The following is an 18,319-nucleotide window of genomic DNA, read 5'->3' as shown; positions in this document are numbered from 1 at the left end:
GAACGACCGGCTGCCGTCTGTGAACTACGCTGCAGGAATGTCCGAGTCGTTCCCCTCGCGCACAGTGGCACGGTTGCGCCCGTTCGCATCGACGATCTTCGCCGAGATGACCGCGCTCGCCGTCCGGAAGAATGCCGTCAACCTCGGGCAGGGCTTCCCCGACACCGACGGCCCACCCGCCATGCTCGACGCCGCGCGCCAGGCCATCGCCAGTGGCCTCAATCAGTACTCCCCCGGCCCTGGCATGCCGGTGCTGCGCGCTGCCATCGCCGAGGACCGGTCGGCGCGATTCGGTCTGCGCTACGACCCCGATTCGCAGATACTCGTCACCGTCGGTGCCACCGAGGCGATCTCGGCGTCCCTCCTCGGTCTGATCGAGCCGGGCGACGACGTCCTGCTGATCGAGCCGTTCTACGACTCCTATGCCGCCGCCATCGCTCTCGCCGGTGCCACCCGGACCGCCGTGTCGCTGGTCGCCGACGGCAACGGGTGGACCGTCGACACCGACGCCCTCCAACGCGCCATCGGGCCTCGCACGCGCATGCTGATCGTCAATTCCCCGCACAATCCCACCGGCACGGTCTTCGACCGCGACACCATGATCCGCATCGCCGAGATCGCGGTGGCACACGATCTGCTGGTCCTCACCGACGAGGTCTACGAGCATCTCGTCTTCGACGGCCGCGTACACACGCCGATCGCGACACTGCCCGGGATGTTCGAGCGAACCGTCACCGTGTCGAGCGCCGCCAAGACCTTCAACGCCACCGGGTGGAAGACGGGCTGGGCGTTGGGGCCTGCCGAACTGATCGACGCCGTCCGCGCCGCCAAACAGTTCATGAGCTTCGTCGGCGGTACTCCGTTCCAACCGGCCGTGGCCTACGCGCTCGAGCACGAACAGGCCTGGATAGCCACGATGCGCGACGGCCTGCAACGCAAACGGGACACGCTCTCGGCCGCGCTCGCCGCCGCAGGAGCGGATGTGAAGTACAGCGCGGGAACTTATTTCGTCTGTGCCGACATCGCGGCGATCGGGCGCGGTGACGCCTACGAATTCTGCCGTGCCCTCCCGGACCTGGTCGGCGTGGCGGCGGTTCCGGTGACCGCGTTCGTCGACGAGCCGGGTCCGTGGAAATCATTGGTGCGCTTCGCTTTCTGCAAGCAGGACGAGGTTCTCGCCGACGCAGCCGAGAGGCTACGAAAGTTGTGACTGCGCAACCGACGATCCCGGCGTACTTCGTCAGGCAGGCCGTCGACCTCGCGACGAAAAGCGGGGTGGACCTGACCTACCCGCTGTCGATGGCCGGCATCGGTTCCACCATCCTCGGCAATCCTGCGGAGCGCCTGACCACTCGGCAGGTCACCGCGTTCACCCAGGCGGTCTGGGCGATGACCGGCGACGAACTGTTCGGCCTCGCCGCAGTTCCGGTGCGACGCGGCAGCTTTCGCGTGGTGTGCCAGACGCTGATACACACCGAGAACCTGTGGGCTGCGCTGGTTCGGATGTCCGAGACCATGCGGGTGCTGATTCCGGTGCGCCCCATGACGATGGACCGAACCGAGGAATCCACGGTGTTGACCGTGCACGTCACCCCCACCACCCACCTCAGCCCGGAGGGCAACGAACTCGCCGAGCGACTGCTGACCGACTTCCTGTTGATTCTGCTGCACCGATTCGCGGCGTGGCTCATCGGCAACCGGGTCAAACTTCTGTCGGTCCAACTGCCCTACCCGCTGCCGGGACCCGAAGCGGGAAAGATGTACGACGCCATCTTCGGCACTCATGTGGAGTTCGGAACCGATCTGGCCACACTGGAATTCGACAGCGCAGTGATGCGGGCACCGATCGTGCAGACCGAGGCGACGCTGGCGGACTATCTCGCGGAGTCGCCCAATCTACTGTTCTCGTCTCGAGATTACGACAGCACGGCGTCGAGCCAGGTCCGCCGCGCCCTGGAAACCGGTTTCAAAGGTGGAGCACCGGGAACCGACGAGATCGCGGCGATGCTCAACATCAGCCCACCGCACCTGCGACGAATTCTTCGGCAGGAGGGCACCTCCATCAACCAACTGCGCGAAGAAGTACTGCGCGATGCGGCGATCTCCGGGCTCAGTCGCGGCGACAGCGTCGACGACATCTCGACCCGCCTGGGGTTCTCCGAGCCCAGTGCCTTCCGCCGGGCCTTCAAGCGATGGACCGGCCAGACTCCCGGTGCTTACCGGCTCAACTGACGCAGAACTCGTTGCCCTCCGGATCGGTCATGGTGATCCAGACACTGGGGCCTTGGTGTCCTCGATGCAGTACAGATGCACCCCGGGCCTGCAGTTGCGTGACCACCGTCTCGCGCTCGTCGCCGACGCGAATGTCGAGGTGCAACCGATTCTTCACCGTTTTCGGTTCGGGCACCGATTGGAACAACACCCGCGGACTGCCGGGCGACTCGGGATCCGAGATGCCGGCGCCCGCCCGCCACACCAGAACGCCCTCGAAGACGGTCGTGTCCTCTTCGCGGGCGTGGCCCGCGGCGACCATCTCACGGATGAAACTCTCGTTGCTGGGTTCGACCTGCCAGCCCAGCGTCTGCGCCCACCACTTCGCCAGCGCATGGGGGTTCGAGCTGTCGACCACAACCTGAAGTCCGTATCCCATGCGGGCACGATACCGCCACTCACTGGCAATGGGAACACCTGTTCGATACAGTCGATCCATGTCGCTCGCGATGCAAGGCTCCCTGTTCGGTGACGACGACGGTGGCGTCGGATCGCTGCAGTCCGTCACCCGCCGCGAACTCACGCTCGGGGCGTGGGTGGACGTTCGACCGGGCTGGTTGGCCGGTTCCCACCTGTTCGATTCGCTGGTGGACGCCGTCGATTGGCGAGCCGAACGTAGGCAGATGTACGACCGCGTGGTCGACGTGCCGCGCCTGGTTCGGTTCTACGCCGAGCGCGAACGGTGGCCCGACGCAGCCCTGTACGACGCACGCGATGCGCTCGACGATCACTACCGCACCGAACTCGGTGAATCGTTCGCCACCGCCGGACTGTGCTACTACCGCGACGGATCCGACAGCGTCGCCTGGCACGGCGACAACATCGGTCGCAGCGCCACCGAGGACACCATGGTCGCGATCGTATCGCTGGGTGCCACACGGCAACTCATGCTTCGACCGCGTGGCGGCGGAACGTCGCTGAAGTTCACGCTGGCCCACGGGGACCTGGTGGTGATGGGCGGCTCGTGCCAACGCACCTGGGAGCATGCGATTCCCAAGTCGACCCGCGCGATCGGCCCACGCATCAGCGTGCAGTTCCGACCGCGCGGGGTTCGCTGACGGGCCGGGTTCGTCAACGAGCGGTGATCGAGTTCCGTCGCTCCACCACCGCTGCGGCCAACGTGTCCAATTGCGTTGCCGTCGTGTCCCAATCGAGGCAGGCGTCGGTGATCGACTGTCCGTACACCAGCTCGTCCCGGTGGCCGAGTTCGAGATCCTGACGGCCCGCGACCAGGAAGCTCTCCAGCATCAGTCCGACGATGCCGTGTTCGCCTGCCGCCACCCGAGCGGCCACGTCGGTGACCACGTCGACCTGCTTGTTGTGGTCCTTACGACTGTTGCCGTGACTGGCGTCGATGACCACCCGCTCCGGCAGACCCGACTTACGCAGTCGCGCAACGGTATCGGCGACCGATTCGGCGTCGTAGTTCGGCCCGTCGACACCGCCGCGCAGGATCACGTGGCAGTCCGGGTTCCCGACAGTGCGAATGAGAGCCGCCTGACCGTCGAGATCGGTGCCGGGGAAGACGTGGCTCGCGGCGGCAGCGCGGGTGCCGTCGACCGCAACCTGGATGTCCCCCTCGGTGGAGTTCTTGATCCCCACCGGCATCGACAACGCGCTGCACAGCTGCCGGTGCACCTGGCTGGCCGCCGTTCGCGCACCGATTGCGCCGTAGCTGACCAGGTCTGCGATGTACTGCGGGGTGATCGGGTCGAGGAACTCGCACCCGACCGGCAGACCGAGCGCGGAAATGTCGAGCAGCAGTTGGCGTCCCACTCGCAGACCGGCGTTGATGTCGAAGCTGCCGTCGAGGTGCGGATCGTTGATCAAACCCTTCCAGCCCAGCGTCGTTCGCGGCTTCTCGAAGTAGACGCGCATGACGATGTGCAGGCGATCGCCCAGTTCGGATGCCTTGGCGGCGAGGCGTCGGGCGTAGTCGAGAGCAGCGGCGGTGTCGTGCACCGAGCACGGGCCGACGACGACGATCAGCCGATCGTCGCGGCCGTCCAGCACGTCGACCACACCGGCGCGGCCGGTACGGACCGTGGCCGAGATCGCGTCGTCGACGGCATGCTCGCGGCGCAGCACCGACGGAGCGATCAACGGACTGATGCTGATGGTCCGCTGATCGTCGAGAGGTGGGGTGTCGAGAGAGAGTGTCATGAGAGGTCGTTCCTGTTCCCAGGCCGGCTCCTCATGCTCCACACGCACTTCGAGCCGGTCTGTATCCGGCTCGTGGGGTGGAAGTTCAGCGCATGGCGTCGCTGGCTGACCCACCCGGGGCCGGCCTGCTAAACCAGAAATACGTGCGCTGCATGAGAGCACCGTAGCAGACGCTTCGTCGATGCATCTATGCTCGTCCCTGCAGTCGGTTCGCCAGGTGGTCATGAGGAGCCCCGAAGTTCACCACGGCGCCGAAGCGATGCGTGCGGTACGGCGCGTCGTGAGAGGGAACCCGGTGAGAATCCGGGACTGTCCCGCAGCGGTATGCAGGAACGACCGCCGTCAACAGCACTGAAGAGGCCTCTTCGGGAAGCGACGGCCAGTAGGAGTGGACTGTTCGTCCACGTGCCCGCGAGTCCGAATACCTGCCGTCTGTGCTGTGCACGCCGTGCGCAGCGGTTCACCGCCTCGTGGAATGGGCGCGTAACCCTGGTACGGCTGCTCGTGGGGCTCTCCGGGATTCGCGCGCCCGAGAAGGCGGTGCGCCATCGATGCAGCAGTCACCTGGAGAACTACCGTGAGTATCGAATTCACCGCCACCGTGCTCGGTTCCGCCCGTATCGGACCGAACCGAGAACTGAAGAAAGCCGTCGAATCCTACTGGGCCGGAACGCTCGACGCAGCCGCACTCGAATCCGTCGCGCGAACATTGCGCGAGAACACCTGGCGAGAACTCGTCGCTGCCGGACTCGATTCCGTTCCGGTGAACACCTTTTCGTACTACGACCACGTGCTCGACACCACGGTCATGCTCGGCGCACTACCCGAGCGGGTTCGGAGCATCAACAGCGAGCTGGACCGCTGTTTCGCCGCCGCCCGAGGCAACGAGACCGTCGCACCACTGGAGATGACCAAGTGGTTCGACACCAACTACCACTACCTCGTGCCCGAAATCTCCCCGGCGACAACCTTTTCACTGCATCCCGAGAAGGTGCTCGCCGAGCTCGAAGAAGCTCGCGCGCTCGATGTCCCGGCTCGACCGGTCGTCCTGGGACCGGTGACGTTCCTGTTGCTGTCAAAGGCAGTCGGCAGCAGCGCCCCGCTACTGGACCGCCTCGACGAGATTCTGCCGCTGTACGCGGAGCTGCTGACACACCTCGCCGATGCCGGGGCGAAGTGGGTCCAGCTCGACGAACCTGCGCTCGTGGCCGACCGCACGCAGCACGAGATCGACTGTGCGAAGAAGGCTTACGACTACCTGAGCGCAGTGTCGACGAGGCCTGCCATACTGCTGGCGTCGTACTTCGGTGACCTCGGTGCGGTACTGCCCGTGCTCGCGTCGACCGGTATCGAGGGATTGTCGATCGATCTGACGGTGCCGGGCACCGTCGAGCACGTTGCCGTGATACCTGCGCTCGCGAGCAAGCACATAGTCGCGGGCGTCGTTGACGGGCGCAACATCTGGCGGACGGATCTCGACAAGGCGCTGGCAACGTTGGCGAGCCTGTTGGGTAGTGCCGGCACGCTCGCGGTGTCGAGTTCGTGTTCGCTGCTGCACGTTCCGTACACCCTCGACGGAGAGACCGACATCGTCGATCCGCTCCGATCCTGGCTGGCCTTCGGTACCGAGAAGGTTGCCGAGGTGGCCGTCCTCGCGAGGGCGCTGCGAGAGGGCACCGAATCGGTGTCGTCCGAGCTCGAGCAGGCCCGAGCCGCGCTCGAGACTCGTCGCACCGACCCTCGTCTGCACGACGCGGCCGTTCGGGCACGTCTCGACGCGGGAATCTCCGTCGACCGCACCCCGGCCGAGGAACGCTGCCGGGCTCAGGCTGCGCGACTGGACTTGCCGTCGTTGCCGACGACCACCATCGGTTCGTATCCGCAGACCACGCAGATTCGACTCGCTCGGGCAGCCCTGCGCACCGGTGAGATCGACGACGCCGAATACGTATCCCGGATGCAATCCGAGATCGCCGATGTCGTTGCACTGCAGGAGAAGATCGGCCTCGATGTGCTGGTCCACGGCGAGCCCGAGCGAAACGACATGGTGCAGTACTTCGCCGAGCAGCTCAGTGGCTTCGCGGCCACGTCGAACGGCTGGGTCCAGTCGTACGGATCTCGGTGCGTTCGGCCGCCGATTCTGTACGGCGACGTCTCGCGCCCGAAACCGATGACCGTGCACTGGTCCGAGTACGCGCAGTCGCTCACCGACAAGCCGGTCAAAGGCATGTTGACCGGCCCGGTGACGATTCTGGCGTGGTCGTTCGTCCGAGACGACCTACCGTTGGCCGAATCCGCAGCCCAGATCGCCCTGGCGATTCGCGACGAGACGATCGATCTGGAGGCAGCGGGTATTCGAATCGTCCAGGTGGACGAACCTGCCCTTCGTGAGCTCCTCCCCCTGCGCTCGAAAGACACAGCGGCGTACCTGGACTGGGCCGTGCGATCGTTCAAGATCTCGACATCCGGCGTGTCCGACCACACGCAGATTCACACGCATCTGTGCTACTCGGAGTTCGGTGAGATTATCGACGCGATCGCCGACCTCGACGCCGACGTGACGTCGATCGAGGCGGCCCGCTCGCACATGGAAGTACTCGACGACCTGAACTCGATCGGATTCGACCTCGGTGTCGGCCCCGGCGTGTACGACATCCATTCACCGCGGGTGCCGAGCGTCGACGAGATCACCGAATCGCTGCGGGCGGCATTGAAAGCAGTTCCTGCCGAACGACTCTGGGTCAACCCCGACTGTGGACTCAAGACCCGCGGCGTGGCGGAGGTCGAGCGGTCGCTGAGAAACATGGTGCAGGCGGCGGCCGCGCTGCGCTGACCCAGGTGAGCGGAACTTCGACCCCTGCTACGAAGTTCCGCTCACCTCGTTCGCCAGGTACAGGCTAGGCTTACCTGCCTACGCCCGATCTGTGAAAGAGAACGAAGTGAAACGTCTACTCCTGGCCACCACGATCGCCGCGGTCACCGCACTGACCACTGTCGCCTGCGGCGGCACCGCCGAGCAGACGGCCACTCCCTCCACCGCGTCGACGTCGGTCACAGCCGATGCGGCCACCGACGCCCCCGGCCCGACCGGCATCCCCGACGGCATGGGTTCCGGTGCCGCGGACGGCGTGTTCCCCCGCACGGTCGGCCACTTCGGCGGCTCGACCGAGATCCCCGCCGAACCGAAGAAGATCGTCGTGATCGCCACCGGTCAGCTCGACGCAGCTCTCACTCTGGGCGTCGTACCCACCGGAGTCGCCTACGGGGACGGCGCCGCACTGGTCCCGGACTACATCAGCTTCTCGTTCCCGCAGTACGCGGATCGCATGTCGCAGTTTGTCGACGTCGGCAACCGACAGGAGGTCGACATCGAGGCCATCGCAGCCATCGAACCCGACCTCATCCTGGCGAACAAGACCGGCTCCGAGGACATCTACCCGACGCTCTCGACCATCGCGCCGACCGTGCTCACGGAGGGCACCGGAGTGAACTGGAAGCAGGACTTCCTCCTTCTCGCCGACGCGTTGGGCCGAACCGAGCAGGCGCAGACCTTCATCGACAGCTTCACCTCCGACGCTGCGGCACTGGGTGGTTCGTTTGCCGACACCGGAGCACCCACGGTCTCGTTCGTCCGCTTCACCGCCGATCGAGCGCGAGTGTTCGGCATCCCGTCGTTCGCGGGATACATCGCCTGGGATGCCGGTCTGGCGCGCCCGGACAGCCAGCAGTTCGACAAGACCTCGCAGGATTTCAGCGAGGAGGAAATTCAGCTCGCGAACGCGGACTGGGTGTTCGTATCGAGCCAGGACGCCGGAGCCGATTCCAGCGCCGCGTCGTACACCACCAACCCGCTGTGGACCGGAATGAGCGCGGCAACCGAGAACCACATCGTGCGCGTCGACGACGACCCGTGGTACCTCAATGCCGGCCCGACGGCGGCAACGATCGTGCTCGACGGCCTGAAGAGCGCCCTGCAGAGCTGACCCCCATGTGCATGGAACTTCGTAGCCCACTACGAAGTTCCATGCACATCGAACAGGTAGGTTGCGCGCAACTTAACCGTGCACTACTGTTCTTGACGTGACCAACGAACTCGCACTCGACCGTCAGGTGTGCTTCGCGCTGTACTCCGCATCGCGGGCTACCACCGCGGTGTATCGCCCGATGCTCGACGAGCTCGGCGTCACGTATCCGCAGTACCTCGTACTGCTGGTGCTGTGGGAACGGGACGGGCGCGGCGTCAAGGACATCTGCGCCGAACTCGATCTCGACACCGGCACGCTGTCGCCGATGCTCAAGCGCCTCGAAGGCCTCGGTTTCATCGAGCGCCGACGCCTGAGCACCGACGAACGTCGGGTCGAGATCCACCTCACCGAGACTGGAAGTGCCATGCGCGCAAAGGCACTCGACATTCCACGAAAGCTGGCCGAGAAGACCGGCATGAACGTCGACGATCTCGTCAAACTCAAGGAGTCGCTCGACGCATTGACGAGCGCTCTGCATCACACCGATTCCGGCACGACAGAAGGAGCATCATGAAGACGATCTACACCGCCGAGGCACTGGCCACCGGTGAAGGCCGAAACGGCCACGCCCGCACTTCCGACGGACGGCTCGATCTCGACCTCGCCATCCCGGAGGCCATGGGCGGCAGCGGCAACGGCACCAACCCCGAGCAGCTCTTCGCCGCCGGCTACGCCGCATGCTTCCACTCCGCACTGCAGATGGTCGCTCGTCAGGACAAGGCCGACGTCACCGATTCGGCCGTCGGCGCTCGTGTCGACATCGGCCCCAACGACGCGGGCGGCTTCCAGCTCGCCGTCACCCTCGAGGTGACCCTGCCCAATTTGAGCCGCGAGAACGCCCAGGCCCTGGCCGACAAGGCCCACCAGGTGTGCCCGTACTCCAACGCCACCCGCGGCAACATCGACGTCACCGTCACAGTCACCGAAGACGAGTAGAGGAAATCCCTTGAAGGCACACGAAATTCACCTCGCGTCCCGCCCAGAAGGCTGGCCGACGGAAGACAACTTTCGCGCGGAGGTCGTCGACCTTCCCGAACTCGCCGACGGGCAGATCCTCGTCCGCAACATCGTGATGTCGGTCGATCCGTACATGCGTGGCCGGATGAACGATGTGAAGTCGTACGTCCCGCCGTTCCAGCTCGACGCCCCGCTCGACGGCGGTGCCGTCGGCGAGATCATCGAATCCAAGGCCGAGGGTTTCGCTGTCGGCGACGCCGTTCTGCACGGTAAGGGCTGGCGCGATGTCGCCGTCGTCCCCGCCAAGGGCGCAAGCAAGGTCGATCTCTCGGCCGCGAAGGCGTCCGCATATCTCAGCGCGCTCGGAATGACGGGCACCACGGCGTACGCCGGGCTGACCGAGGTCGCCTCGTTCGCGGAGGGCAACGTCGTCTTCGTTTCCGGGGCTGCAGGCGCAGTCGGTTCGCTCGTCGGACAGATCGCCAAGGCGCTCGGTGCATCTCGGGTCATCGGCAGTGCGGGCTCCCCCGCCAAGGTGGCTCGCCTGCTCGAGCTCGGCTTCGACGCGGCGTTCGATTACCACGACGGCCCGGTTGCCGAGCAGTTGCGACAGGCAGCACCGGACGGCATCGACGTGTACTTCGACAACGTCGGCGGCGAGCACCTCGAAGCCGCCATCGGTTCGATGAACAAGTTCGGCCGAATCGCCATGTGCGGGGCCATCGCTCAGTACAACTCGACCGAACCGACACCGGCACCGCGCAACCTTGCCCTCGCCATCGGCAAGGAGCTGACGCTCAAGGGCTTCATCGTCGGCTCCTACGCGCACGTGACCGAGGAGTTCCGCTCGAAGATGACCGAGTGGCTGGGCAGCGGCGCAGTCGAATTCGACGAGACGGTCGTCGACGGTCTGAACAACGCCCCCTCGGCGTTCATCGGCCTGATGAAGGGCGAGAACACCGGCAAGATGGTTGTCACCATCTAGGTAGAACCCGAACGGTTTCACCGCAGACCACACCCCGGCCGGAATTTCCGGCCGGGGTGTTTCCATGCCCAGACCGATTACAGTCGGTGCATGCCCGCCGCTCCCCTCCCGTTGCGCGACGGCCTCGATCCCACTCGGGTGCGGATGCCGGAGGTCGCGACCGGAGCGACGGTGCTCGAGTACCTGCGCGCCCGGTTCCCGCAGGACGCCGCCCGACTGACCGAGAAAGTTGCGAGCGGCGAGATCGTCGACGCAGCAGGCGTACCCGTCGATTCGACGACCGTCGCGAGACCGCGGGCGGACATCTACCTCTACCGCGACCCGCCGGTGGAGCCGACGGTACCGTTCTCACTCGACGTCCTCCATCGCGACGAGAACTTGCTCGTCGTCGACAAGCCGCATTTTCTGGCCACCACTCCGCGCGGCGCATACATCGCTCGCTCGGCCCTCGTTCTGCTCCGCCGCCGATTCGACCTGCCCGAGCTCAGCCCGGCGCACCGTCTGGACAGGCTCACCGCAGGGGTTCTGGTGTTCACCGTGCGACAGCAGGCCCGCCGGCCGTACCAGGAGTTGTTCGCTCAACGCACCATCACCAAGCAGTACGAGGCGATTGCCCCACGCTCCCGGGACATCGACTTCCCGCTGACGGTACGCAGCCGAATCATCAAGGAGCGCGGCGTTCTTCAGGCCCGAGAAGTACCGGGCGAGCCCAACGCGGAAACACTCGTCGAGCTCGTCGACACGTTCGGAGCCCACGGCCTGTATCGATTGCGTCCGCGAACCGGGAAGACGCATCAACTTCGAGTTCATCTGTGCTCGTTGGGCATTCCGATCGTCGGCGACAATTTCTATCCCTCGTTCCGTGAGGTCGCCGACGACGACTACTCCGATCCGCTTCGCTTGCTGGCGCGTTCGATCGAATTCGTCGATCCGCTCAGCGGCCTGATTCGACGGTTCGAGAGCAATCGGAGTCTCGATCCGCCTGCGTCGCAGCAGCTTCCGACGTGAGCTCGGCGGTACGGACGGTGATTCGATGCGAGATGACCGCGAGCGCGAACAGTCCCACCGCCACATTCCCCAGCGCGGCGAAACCCTCCTGAGCGAAGTCCACGAGGGCGTTGAGAAGAGTGAAGATCAACGCGGACACCCGGAGGGTTCGCAGCGGCCAGAGCGGTCCTCGAGCACGTAAGCACAGCATCGCAGGCAGCGCCGTGACGAAGGTGAGGCAGGCACTGACGAACAGGATCCCGCTCGCGATTCCCATTCTGTCGACGTCGATCGTCAGGTCGCGTCGATCGATGTGCAGGTCCCCGATGACGAGCTCGACGATCCCGAACACCACCCCCGCCCCGGAGAGCAGAACCAACCCCCACCCGACGACGGGAATCCACCGGGCGCTGGTGAAGAACGCGGGAATCAGCCGGGGAACGACATTTTTCAGCGAGTGGGTCCGCGACGTCGACTGTCGAGCGCGGCCGAGCAACAGTCGGATCCCGGCCACGGTGTCCGCGTCGGCACCCTCGGCCTCGGCCCGCGCGACCATGCGTAGCGCCCAGTCGCGTCGATGCTCGGGTAGGCCGTGCGCGACGCCGTCGGCTGCGATCGCAGCCGCGTTGGCCAGCGATTCGTCGACCGAGGGCCGGCGGAACTCCCGAACGATCCTGCTGAACACCAACAGCAGCACCACCAGGACGTACATGATCTCCGACGAGGGACCGTAGAAGTAGTCGTTGTCCTTGGTGACGAATTTGCCGACTTCGTCGAGAAAGAGCCCGAATCCGATTCCGCCGAGCACCACCGTGAACACTCGAACGCCGAACCCGATGAACATCCACCCGATCAGCAACGCGAGCATCATCGCAGCGCCGCCGTACAGGGCGTGAGCGATGTGCAACGATTTGCCCCCGACCTGGGGATAGTCGGTCAACTCCAGGTAAGCCCTTGTGATCAGAATGGTCGCGATGGCGACGACCATGAACGCCTCGGATGCACTGCTTCCGTAGGCATCGCGGATCATGCCACTGCGATATGTGGTCCCCGGACGACCGGTCATCGATCGAGTATGTGCCGCCTGCCGTCGCCCGCGGGCCGTTTTCGCGGGCCGTTTTCGCGCCTCGATGTTTCCTGGGTTGACAAACCTCGTTGCCGAACCTGCAATGGTGTCATGGAAGATTCGAACACCGGCCTGGACGAGGTCATCGCGGGCCTCGGTCCCCGCCTCAAGCGCATCAGGATGGAGAAGAACACCACCCTGGCATCGCTGTCGGACACCACGGGAATTTCGATCAGCACACTGTCGCGACTCGAGTCCGGTGACCGCAAGCCCAGCCTCGAATTGCTGTGGCCCATCGCTCGTGCCCATCAGATGAAACTCGACGATCTGGTGACCGCGCCGCCCGTGGCGGACCCTCGGGTGCGCACCACGGCGACCGTTCGCGAACACGTGACCATCCTGCCGCTGACGCTGCGCCCCGGCGGTCTTCAGGCGTACAAGCTCCTGGTCCGCCCGGAGGGCTCGGAGCCGCGTCCGCGGACACACGAGGGGTACGAGTGGTTGTACGTCCTCGACGGCACCCTGCGGCTGATTCTCGGCGAGCACGATCTGACGATGAAGGCAGGCGAGGCAGCCGAATTCGACACTCGTGTGCCGCACTGGTTCGGTGCCGTCGGAAACCGACCGGTGGAGCTTCTGAGCCTGTTCGGACCCCAGGGCGAGCGGATGCACGTGCGGGCGAAACCGACGGTATGAAATGTCATGTCCGTGTGAGACAGTGAAGCCGCTCGACGCCAGGATCCACTTCGGTCATCCGCACCGACCACACACCATCTCGAGGAAAAAGATGACCGACAGACTGCCCGAATCGCCTGCGTCCCGCACTCACGTGGACATCGCAACCGGAGTGCTCATCGGGATCCACGGTGGATCCGTTGCCGACGCCATCGACGAGCTGTTCACGACCGCGAGACATCACCGGGTCAGTCTGTTCGAGCTCTCTCGCACGCTCATCACCGTCGCGGAGGGCCGCGACATCGAGCGATCCTCCGCCACCGACGCGGTGTACGAGGTCTGGGGATCGGCACTCGGCCGTCGAGGCGCAGAGACGACCTTCGGCCTGGTCACCGATTCGGCTGCCCTCTGATCGAACGAGCGCTCCGGAGAGCTAGCCGCGAACGGATGGGTCGCTGCGCAGCTCCGGAAAGCGTGCCGTCATCGCGTCGATGTGTCGGTACATCTCGTAGAGCTCGGTTCGGAGCGTCGACGCTTCGGACTCGAACGCTCGGGCACGGGATTCGGCGCGATCCGCGCGAGCTCGAAATGCCTTGGACTGCGCCAGTTCGATGGACGCCGAGCATGTCTCGATATGTTCGGCCAGCCCTCTCGCGAACACCCTCGCCTGCTCGAGGTTGACGGCATAGTTGTCGTCTCGCGGAGCCGGTGACGCCGCACCGTTCGCTGTGCCCATGGAAACTCGTCACCCTCGATCGTCGGCGGAAATTCTTTCGCGACTCTACGCTCGGTGCCGCACGCTTCGTCCGTGAACCGGCGTCACCCGAAGACGAGTGCCAGCACCACCGATGCCGAGGTGGCAGCGATCGCGATGACGATGGTCGCCGCGATCGCCCGCTGCCGCACCGTTCGGTAACTCGACCCTGCGCGGTCGTACTCCGAGTCGTCCTGATCGCCGTCCCGGCCGTAGAAGTCGTCCGAGTTCAGCCCGTCCTCGTCGAAATACACGACGTCTCGTGGCGGCACCCAGTGCTGACCGTTGGCTTCGATCGCGGCACCCAGCCGCTCCAGCCGTATCCGAGCGCGGGTGGGATACCAATCGGAGGGCGCGTGGATGGGCAGTGCCCGCGCAATCATCAGAGGCGACCGGTACTGCTTCTCCAGGGCGGCGAACGCTGCGGACGCCGTCGGATCGTCGTCGGACTTGTCGGTGAGGAACCAGACGGCTCCGGCCGCCGCACGATCGCCGAGTACCAGATGCGTGTACGCGAGCAATTCTAGGATGCCGGGCGACGTCGGGTTCCGGACCAATGCGCCGACCAGCCGATCTCGAGCGGCGATACTGTCTCCGCGCGCCAGATCCTCCTGAGCTCGATCGATCACGTCCACGCGTCGACAATAACTCCTGGGAACGAAAAAGCCCCTGCCGGACGACCGGAAGGGGCTTTCATCGTGCTTGTCGATCCAACACCGTGGTGGCCAGGGCCGGGATCGAACCGGCGACCTTCCGCTTTTCAGGCGGACGCTCGTACCAACTGAGCTACCTGGCCGGGCGGCACCGGTGAAACAATGCCATCGCAATGTCGGTACCTTCGTACCGATGTTGCGACCCTGACGGGACTCGAACCCGCGACCTCCGCCGTGACAGGGCGGCGCGCTAACCAACTGCGCCACAGGGCCTTGCTGTTGTTGCCGCGCTATTTCTAGCGCACCAACTCTCCGAACTGCAAATCCGCATCACGCGGGAAGCGAGACGAAGAATGCTGTACTGCCGACCGGATTGTCAATCCGATCTCTTCCTACGTACCCCCTACGGGATTCGAACCCGCGCTACCGCCTTGAAAGGGCGGCGTCCTAGGCCGCTAGACGAAGGGGGCCCGCCGAACTGCTTCGACGTTACCCTCAACGGCGTTCCGTTGGGAGCTGGGATAGCTTAGGACACTTTCGCTGCAAATCTCAAACCGGCAGGTCAGAGGTGGTTTTCGCGCAGTTTTCGCCGTAGTGCTCCCACCCGTGCAGTTTGAACTCGGCGAGCCAACGCTCGGACGCCATGGCGAGCAGTACGACCTCGACGGATTCCTCGAACCGCTCGCGCAGATCCGCGTTGTCGGCAACCAGATCCGACATGTACCGCTGACCGGCCATCGACGCGGCAAGCACCCGCACGAATTTGGCTGCGTCGAACTCCGGCTTGAGGTCGCCCATCGCGAGAGCGCGCTCGGCTTGCTTGTGGCCTTGAGCTCCCCAGACGCGACCGCCCCCGGAGTGCACCTCCGCGTAGAACTCCGGCTCGACTATCAACCGGAACTCGGCGCGCACGATCACGTCGTTCTGGAAGTTCTGCGCGATGTCGTCCACGATCCCGCGGATGACGTAGAACGGGTGTGCGGTGGTGTCGGCCCACTTCTCCGTGATAGCGACGTACCGATCCAGACCGGCCCCGAGCACGGCTCGGGCCAGATCTTCCTTCGACTGGAAATGGAAATACATCGCACCCTTGGTGGCGTTGGAGCCCTCCAAGATGGTGTTGACGGATGCCGCTGCGTATCCACGCTTGGCGAATTCCGCCGCCGCCGCCTCCACGATGGCAGCCCGGGTCCGCCGTGCGCGCTCTTGTTGTGCCATTTATTCCGTGCCTCCGAGCCCCAAGCGCCCTGCGTATCCGCAGGTAGTACATATAGAGAGTACTTCACCCGAACGACACGTGAGTCGACTCACCTACGGTTCGCTTCGCCACACACATCCGTCGGAAAAATCGGTTAGGCGTCCGAAACAAGCCGGATGGTATGATCTGCGCGGCTCGAGTGCGCTGCAGGGGGTGCGCACTCGAGCCGCTTTCCACTCGGTCCACCGCTGTCGCCGACGCGACCTTCTTCGGACCGCCCCCCTTACCGACCCCGTGCCGACTTGCGGCTCGACCGATTCGCCAGCGGCAGCGACCGGGGTACAGCCGAGTTCCGTGAAACGAACGATCGACGTATCCTTCACGTCGCTCAGAGCACACCACGCACTTTCGGTTGAAAACCGAATTACATTTCACGGTAACGGATCTCGGACCAGAACTAATTCGCGTTGCTCGTTAGCATTTCAAATCTAGTGATCGGCAATCGAATACGCCGAAACCGCTGTCTGACCTCGGTCAAATCCATTGCCCGGTAATCGATATGAGAAAGACCGGTCGGTAACGTTTTCGACACGTTCCCGGACTCGCACCGAACTCGCACCTGTACTGATTTACTGTGACATGCACCACATGGAGTAGTTCGGCCGATCGGAAACGAGTGCATGCCATGAAGGTGCCGATTCGCGTATTTCGTTCCATCACAACGTCGTTCGCGGTGGTCGTACTCGCTCTGTCGACGACCGGCACGGCGCCTGCAGACCCCCTTGGCAACTTCGTGGCCCCCGTCGCCGACCCGGCTCTCTATCTACCCACCCCACTGGGTGAGCCCTGGTTCGATCCCCCTGCAGGCTACGAACAACAACCTCCCGGGACCGTACTCGCAACCAGACAGGTGACCGTCGGACCGTTGTTCACGCCGGTCACCTCGACTCAGATCCTGTTCCGCACCAACGATTCCAAGGACCGTCCCGTCGCTGCGGCCACCACCGTGATCGTGCCGGTCGCACCGTGGACCGGAGCCGGGAGCCGACCCGTCGTGGCATACAACATGGCCATCAATTCACTCGGCAACACCTGTGCGCCGTCGTGGCTGCTTCCTCGCGGCCTCGCCCGAGAGATACCGGCCGTTCAGGCGTTCCTGGCCAAGAACTACGCCGTCGTCGTCACCGATCACGAGGGGCCACGGCAGGCCTACGCCGCCGGACGCATGGCCGCACACGCGGTGCTCGACGCCCTCCGAGCCATGGTTCGACTGCCCGAGCTCGGCGTGCCTGCGTCTTCTCCCATCGCCATGACGGGGTACTCGGGTGGGGCGATCGCCACAGGATGGGCGGCACAATTGGCCCCCACGTACGCGCCCGATGTCAATCTGGTGGGCGCGGCGTTCGGTGGTCCACCGACCGATTACCGGATTCTGCTGACGTCGATGAACGGCACGGCCGCATCGACGCTCTTCCTGTCGGCGGCGCTCGGGGTGGCACGGGAGTACCCCGAGATGTTCTCGCTGATGAACGCCGACGGACTGCGTCTGGCCACGATCGCCAAGGACATGTGCGTCGGTCTGCTCGCCCCCGGTGGCGTGGTGGCTCCGATCCCGGCACAGGCGCTCTCGAACGTTCCGAATGTCGATCGCACCGAGATCGCCGAGAGCATCATCGCCGCGACCCGTCTCGGCGGCGACCTCGCGCCCACCATCCCCACCATGATCTATCAGGGCAGGCAGGAGTTCTGGATTCCTCGACAGGGAGCCGAGACCCTCTACGACGAGTGGTGCGCCCAGGGTGCGAACGTCAGACTCGAGGAATATCTCGGCGAACACCTGATCGTCGCGCTCAGCGGCATTCCCGGCGCGTACGCCTGGATCGACGACCGGCTGGCAGGCATTCCGGTGCCGAGCGGATGCAGCAGCTTCGGGCGCTGACCCGTCGGAACCCACTGCCGGGGGTACTGCCCGTTGGCGCTACGCGGCCCATTACACTTTCGAGCCGCGCCCCTATAGCTCAGTTGGTAGAGCTACGGACTTTTAATCCGCAGGTCGTAGGTTCGAGTCCTACTGGGGGCACCACACACCGTCCGAGTAACAGTGCTCACACCTGTCCGGAACGTACACTCGGGCGTAACGATCGGCCGAGACCGAACGACGTGTTGGGGGAACTGCAGCGGTCGTGCACTCGCGAGGGCCGGTCGCAAGATCGACGCTTCGGGGAGACTTCGCGCCGATCGACACCGAACATCACGACCGCCGGAACAGCAAGTGAACAGCCGCGACGAGGTTCACACCGAACCTACGGTGCCGTAAGCTGGACCGGTCGTACGCAATCTATGGAGGCGATCTAATGGCGAGGGATCTGACACAGCTCGAGCTTCTGCAAGAGCTGGTGCCCACTGCCGAGGACAATGTGAACCGTCACATCTCGATGGCTCGGGAGTGGCACCCTCACGACTACGTGCCGTGGGACGAAGGTCGTAACTTCGCCGCACTCGGCGGCCAGGACTACGACCCGGAGCAGTCCAAGCTCTCCGACGTCGCACAGGCCGCGATGATCACCAACCTCCTCACCGAGGAC

At 64.8% G+C, this 18,319-nt stretch carries 19 protein-coding genes, 4 tRNA genes and 1 riboswitch; of the genes, 14 read left to right on the top strand and 9 right to left on the bottom strand.

Annotation, left to right across the window (positions count from 1 at the left end):
• Positions 1 to 37 precede the first annotated feature (37 nt).
• Positions 38 to 1,210, top strand: a complete 1,173-nt coding sequence (locus CH274_RS18685) for a pyridoxal phosphate-dependent aminotransferase (protein ID WP_094658737.1) — start codon at positions 38 to 40, stop codon at positions 1,208 to 1,210.
• Entirely contained in the window at positions 1,207 to 2,232 is a 1,026-nt protein-coding gene (locus tag CH274_RS18680) for an AraC family transcriptional regulator (protein ID WP_094658438.1), read from the top strand. The genes CH274_RS18685 and CH274_RS18680 overlap by 4 nt, the downstream gene beginning before the upstream one ends.
• On the opposite strand, the gene CH274_RS18675 is transcribed toward CH274_RS18680, so the two are convergent.
• Entirely contained in the window at positions 2,225 to 2,650 is a 426-nt protein-coding gene (locus CH274_RS18675; protein WP_094658735.1) for a VOC family protein, read from the bottom strand. The two genes, CH274_RS18680 and CH274_RS18675, sit on opposite strands and share 8 nt — an antisense overlap.
• A gap of 58 nt (positions 2,651 to 2,708) precedes the next feature.
• Here CH274_RS18675 and CH274_RS18670 point away from each other — a divergent pair, with 58 nt between their 5' ends.
• Positions 2,709 to 3,329: an alpha-ketoglutarate-dependent dioxygenase AlkB gene (locus CH274_RS18670; protein WP_032395863.1), complete on the top strand. Its 621-nt coding sequence runs from the start codon at positions 2,709 to 2,711 to the stop codon at positions 3,327 to 3,329.
• Positions 3,330 to 3,342: 13 nt separating this feature from the next.
• Here CH274_RS18670 and CH274_RS18665 read toward each other — a convergent pair whose 3' ends face one another.
• Positions 3,343 to 4,434 (bottom strand): 3-deoxy-7-phosphoheptulonate synthase, encoded by a 1,092-nt coding sequence (locus tag CH274_RS18665; RefSeq protein WP_094645833.1) that lies wholly within the window; start codon positions 4,432 to 4,434, stop codon positions 3,343 to 3,345.
• 249 nt (positions 4,435 to 4,683) lie between these two features.
• Positions 4,684 to 4,881: riboswitch (cobalamin riboswitch) on the top strand.
• 130 nt (positions 4,882 to 5,011) lie between these two features.
• Between CH274_RS18665 and metE the strand changes: the two genes are divergently transcribed.
• The 6 genes from metE to CH274_RS18635 all read left to right on the top strand — a co-directional run bounded on the left by metE (position 5,012) and on the right by CH274_RS18635 (position 11,409).
• A complete protein-coding gene (metE, locus tag CH274_RS18660; RefSeq protein WP_094658437.1) occupies positions 5,012 to 7,267 on the top strand; it encodes a 5-methyltetrahydropteroyltriglutamate--homocysteine S-methyltransferase in 2,256 nt (751 codons plus the stop codon).
• 106 nt (positions 7,268 to 7,373) lie between these two features.
• Positions 7,374 to 8,417 (top strand): ABC transporter substrate-binding protein, encoded by a 1,044-nt coding sequence (locus tag CH274_RS18655; protein ID WP_094658733.1) that lies wholly within the window; start codon positions 7,374 to 7,376, stop codon positions 8,415 to 8,417.
• A 97-nt stretch (positions 8,418 to 8,514) separates the two neighbouring features.
• Positions 8,515 to 8,973 carry a MarR family winged helix-turn-helix transcriptional regulator gene (locus CH274_RS18650; protein ID WP_032395865.1) on the top strand — a complete coding sequence of 153 codons (459 nt, stop codon included), beginning with the start codon at positions 8,515 to 8,517 and terminating at the stop codon, positions 8,971 to 8,973.
• Positions 8,970 to 9,395: an organic hydroperoxide resistance protein gene (locus tag CH274_RS18645; RefSeq protein WP_027495882.1), complete on the top strand. Its 426-nt coding sequence runs from the start codon at positions 8,970 to 8,972 to the stop codon at positions 9,393 to 9,395. The genes CH274_RS18650 and CH274_RS18645 overlap by 4 nt, the downstream gene beginning before the upstream one ends.
• Before the next feature lie 10 nt (positions 9,396 to 9,405).
• Positions 9,406 to 10,401, top strand: coding sequence for an NADP-dependent oxidoreductase (locus CH274_RS18640; RefSeq protein WP_094658436.1), 996 nt, complete (start codon positions 9,406 to 9,408; stop codon positions 10,399 to 10,401).
• A gap of 90 nt (positions 10,402 to 10,491) precedes the next feature.
• Positions 10,492 to 11,409: a pseudouridine synthase gene (locus tag CH274_RS18635; protein WP_094658435.1), complete on the top strand. Its 918-nt coding sequence runs from the start codon at positions 10,492 to 10,494 to the stop codon at positions 11,407 to 11,409.
• Here the strand turns inward: CH274_RS18635 and CH274_RS18630 are convergent.
• Complete coding sequence (locus tag CH274_RS18630) at positions 11,336 to 12,454, bottom strand: hypothetical protein (RefSeq protein WP_094645704.1); 1,119 nt, start codon at positions 12,452 to 12,454, stop codon at positions 11,336 to 11,338. The two genes, CH274_RS18635 and CH274_RS18630, sit on opposite strands and share 74 nt — an antisense overlap.
• Positions 12,455 to 12,565: 111 nt before the next feature.
• Between CH274_RS18630 and CH274_RS18625 the strand changes: the two genes are divergently transcribed.
• Positions 12,566 to 13,150 carry a helix-turn-helix domain-containing protein gene (locus tag CH274_RS18625; RefSeq protein WP_032395868.1) on the top strand — a complete coding sequence of 195 codons (585 nt, stop codon included), beginning with the start codon at positions 12,566 to 12,568 and terminating at the stop codon, positions 13,148 to 13,150.
• 91 nt (positions 13,151 to 13,241) lie between these two features.
• Positions 13,242 to 13,541, top strand: coding sequence for an ANTAR domain-containing protein (locus tag CH274_RS18620; protein WP_141214673.1), 300 nt, complete (start codon positions 13,242 to 13,244; stop codon positions 13,539 to 13,541).
• 21 nt (positions 13,542 to 13,562) lie between these two features.
• Here CH274_RS18620 and CH274_RS18615 read toward each other — a convergent pair whose 3' ends face one another.
• From CH274_RS18615 to CH274_RS18590, 6 genes are all read right to left on the bottom strand, one after another.
• The gene (locus CH274_RS18615) at positions 13,563 to 13,865 is read right to left on the bottom strand and encodes a hypothetical protein (protein WP_032395870.1); all 303 of its coding nucleotides are present in this window, start codon (positions 13,863 to 13,865) and stop codon (positions 13,563 to 13,565) included.
• A gap of 83 nt (positions 13,866 to 13,948) precedes the next feature.
• Positions 13,949 to 14,518 carry a DUF6584 family protein gene (locus CH274_RS18610; RefSeq protein WP_094658434.1) on the bottom strand — a complete coding sequence of 190 codons (570 nt, stop codon included), beginning with the start codon at positions 14,516 to 14,518 and terminating at the stop codon, positions 13,949 to 13,951.
• A gap of 84 nt (positions 14,519 to 14,602) precedes the next feature.
• Positions 14,603 to 14,679, bottom strand: a tRNA-Phe gene (locus tag CH274_RS18605).
• Positions 14,680 to 14,735: 56 nt separating this feature from the next.
• Positions 14,736 to 14,809: transfer RNA gene (locus tag CH274_RS18600), tRNA-Asp, on the bottom strand.
• 124 nt (positions 14,810 to 14,933) lie between these two features.
• Positions 14,934 to 15,006: transfer RNA gene (locus tag CH274_RS18595), tRNA-Glu, on the bottom strand.
• Between the two features lie 79 nt (positions 15,007 to 15,085).
• Positions 15,086 to 15,754, bottom strand: coding sequence for a TetR/AcrR family transcriptional regulator (locus CH274_RS18590; RefSeq protein ID WP_094612304.1), 669 nt, complete (start codon positions 15,752 to 15,754; stop codon positions 15,086 to 15,088).
• Between the two features lie 665 nt (positions 15,755 to 16,419).
• Between CH274_RS18590 and CH274_RS18585 the strand changes: the two genes are divergently transcribed.
• From CH274_RS18585 to CH274_RS18575, 3 genes are all read left to right on the top strand, one after another.
• Positions 16,420 to 17,673 (top strand): lipase family protein, encoded by a 1,254-nt coding sequence (locus tag CH274_RS18585; RefSeq protein ID WP_094658433.1) that lies wholly within the window; start codon positions 16,420 to 16,422, stop codon positions 17,671 to 17,673.
• A gap of 68 nt (positions 17,674 to 17,741) precedes the next feature.
• A tRNA-Lys gene (locus CH274_RS18580) sits at positions 17,742 to 17,817 on the top strand.
• A gap of 271 nt (positions 17,818 to 18,088) precedes the next feature.
• On the top strand, positions 18,089 to 18,319 hold a 231-nt coding region (locus CH274_RS18575), incomplete at its 3' end, for an acyl-ACP desaturase (protein WP_179273255.1).

It is taken from the genome of Rhodococcus sp. 06-418-5, assembly GCF_002258285.1.
Taxonomy (GTDB): domain Bacteria; phylum Actinomycetota; class Actinomycetes; order Mycobacteriales; family Mycobacteriaceae; genus Rhodococcoides.
Note: the sequence above shows the minus strand (reverse complement) of the source record. Positions and strands in the feature narration are given on the sequence as shown.

Bases quoted from the DNA above. Each gene is read 5' to 3' on its own strand.
- CH274_RS18685 (WP_094658737.1), top strand. From the start codon at position 38: ATGTCCGAGTCGTTCCCCTCGCGCACAGTGGCACGGTTGCGCCCGTTC.
- CH274_RS18675 (WP_094658735.1), bottom strand. From the start codon at position 2,650: ATGGGATACGGACTTCAGGTTGTGGTCGACAGCTCGAACCCCCATGCG.
- CH274_RS18670 (WP_032395863.1), top strand. From the start codon at position 2,709: ATGTCGCTCGCGATGCAAGGCTCCCTGTTCGGTGACGACGACGGTGGC.
- CH274_RS18665 (WP_094645833.1), bottom strand. From the start codon at position 4,434: ATGACACTCTCTCTCGACACCCCACCTCTCGACGATCAGCGGACCATC.
- CH274_RS18645 (WP_027495882.1), top strand. From the start codon at position 8,970: ATGAAGACGATCTACACCGCCGAGGCACTGGCCACCGGTGAAGGCCGA.
- CH274_RS18635 (WP_094658435.1), top strand. From the start codon at position 10,492: ATGCCCGCCGCTCCCCTCCCGTTGCGCGACGGCCTCGATCCCACTCGG.
- CH274_RS18630 (WP_094645704.1), bottom strand. From the start codon at position 12,454: ATGACCGGTCGTCCGGGGACCACATATCGCAGTGGCATGATCCGCGAT.
- CH274_RS18625 (WP_032395868.1), top strand. From the start codon at position 12,566: ATGGAAGATTCGAACACCGGCCTGGACGAGGTCATCGCGGGCCTCGGT.
- CH274_RS18620 (WP_141214673.1), top strand. From the start codon at position 13,242: ATGACCGACAGACTGCCCGAATCGCCTGCGTCCCGCACTCACGTGGAC.
- CH274_RS18615 (WP_032395870.1), bottom strand. From the start codon at position 13,865: ATGGGCACAGCGAACGGTGCGGCGTCACCGGCTCCGCGAGACGACAAC.
- CH274_RS18590 (WP_094612304.1), bottom strand. From the start codon at position 15,754: ATGGCACAACAAGAGCGCGCACGGCGGACCCGGGCTGCCATCGTGGAG.
- CH274_RS18585 (WP_094658433.1), top strand. From the start codon at position 16,420: ATGAAGGTGCCGATTCGCGTATTTCGTTCCATCACAACGTCGTTCGCG.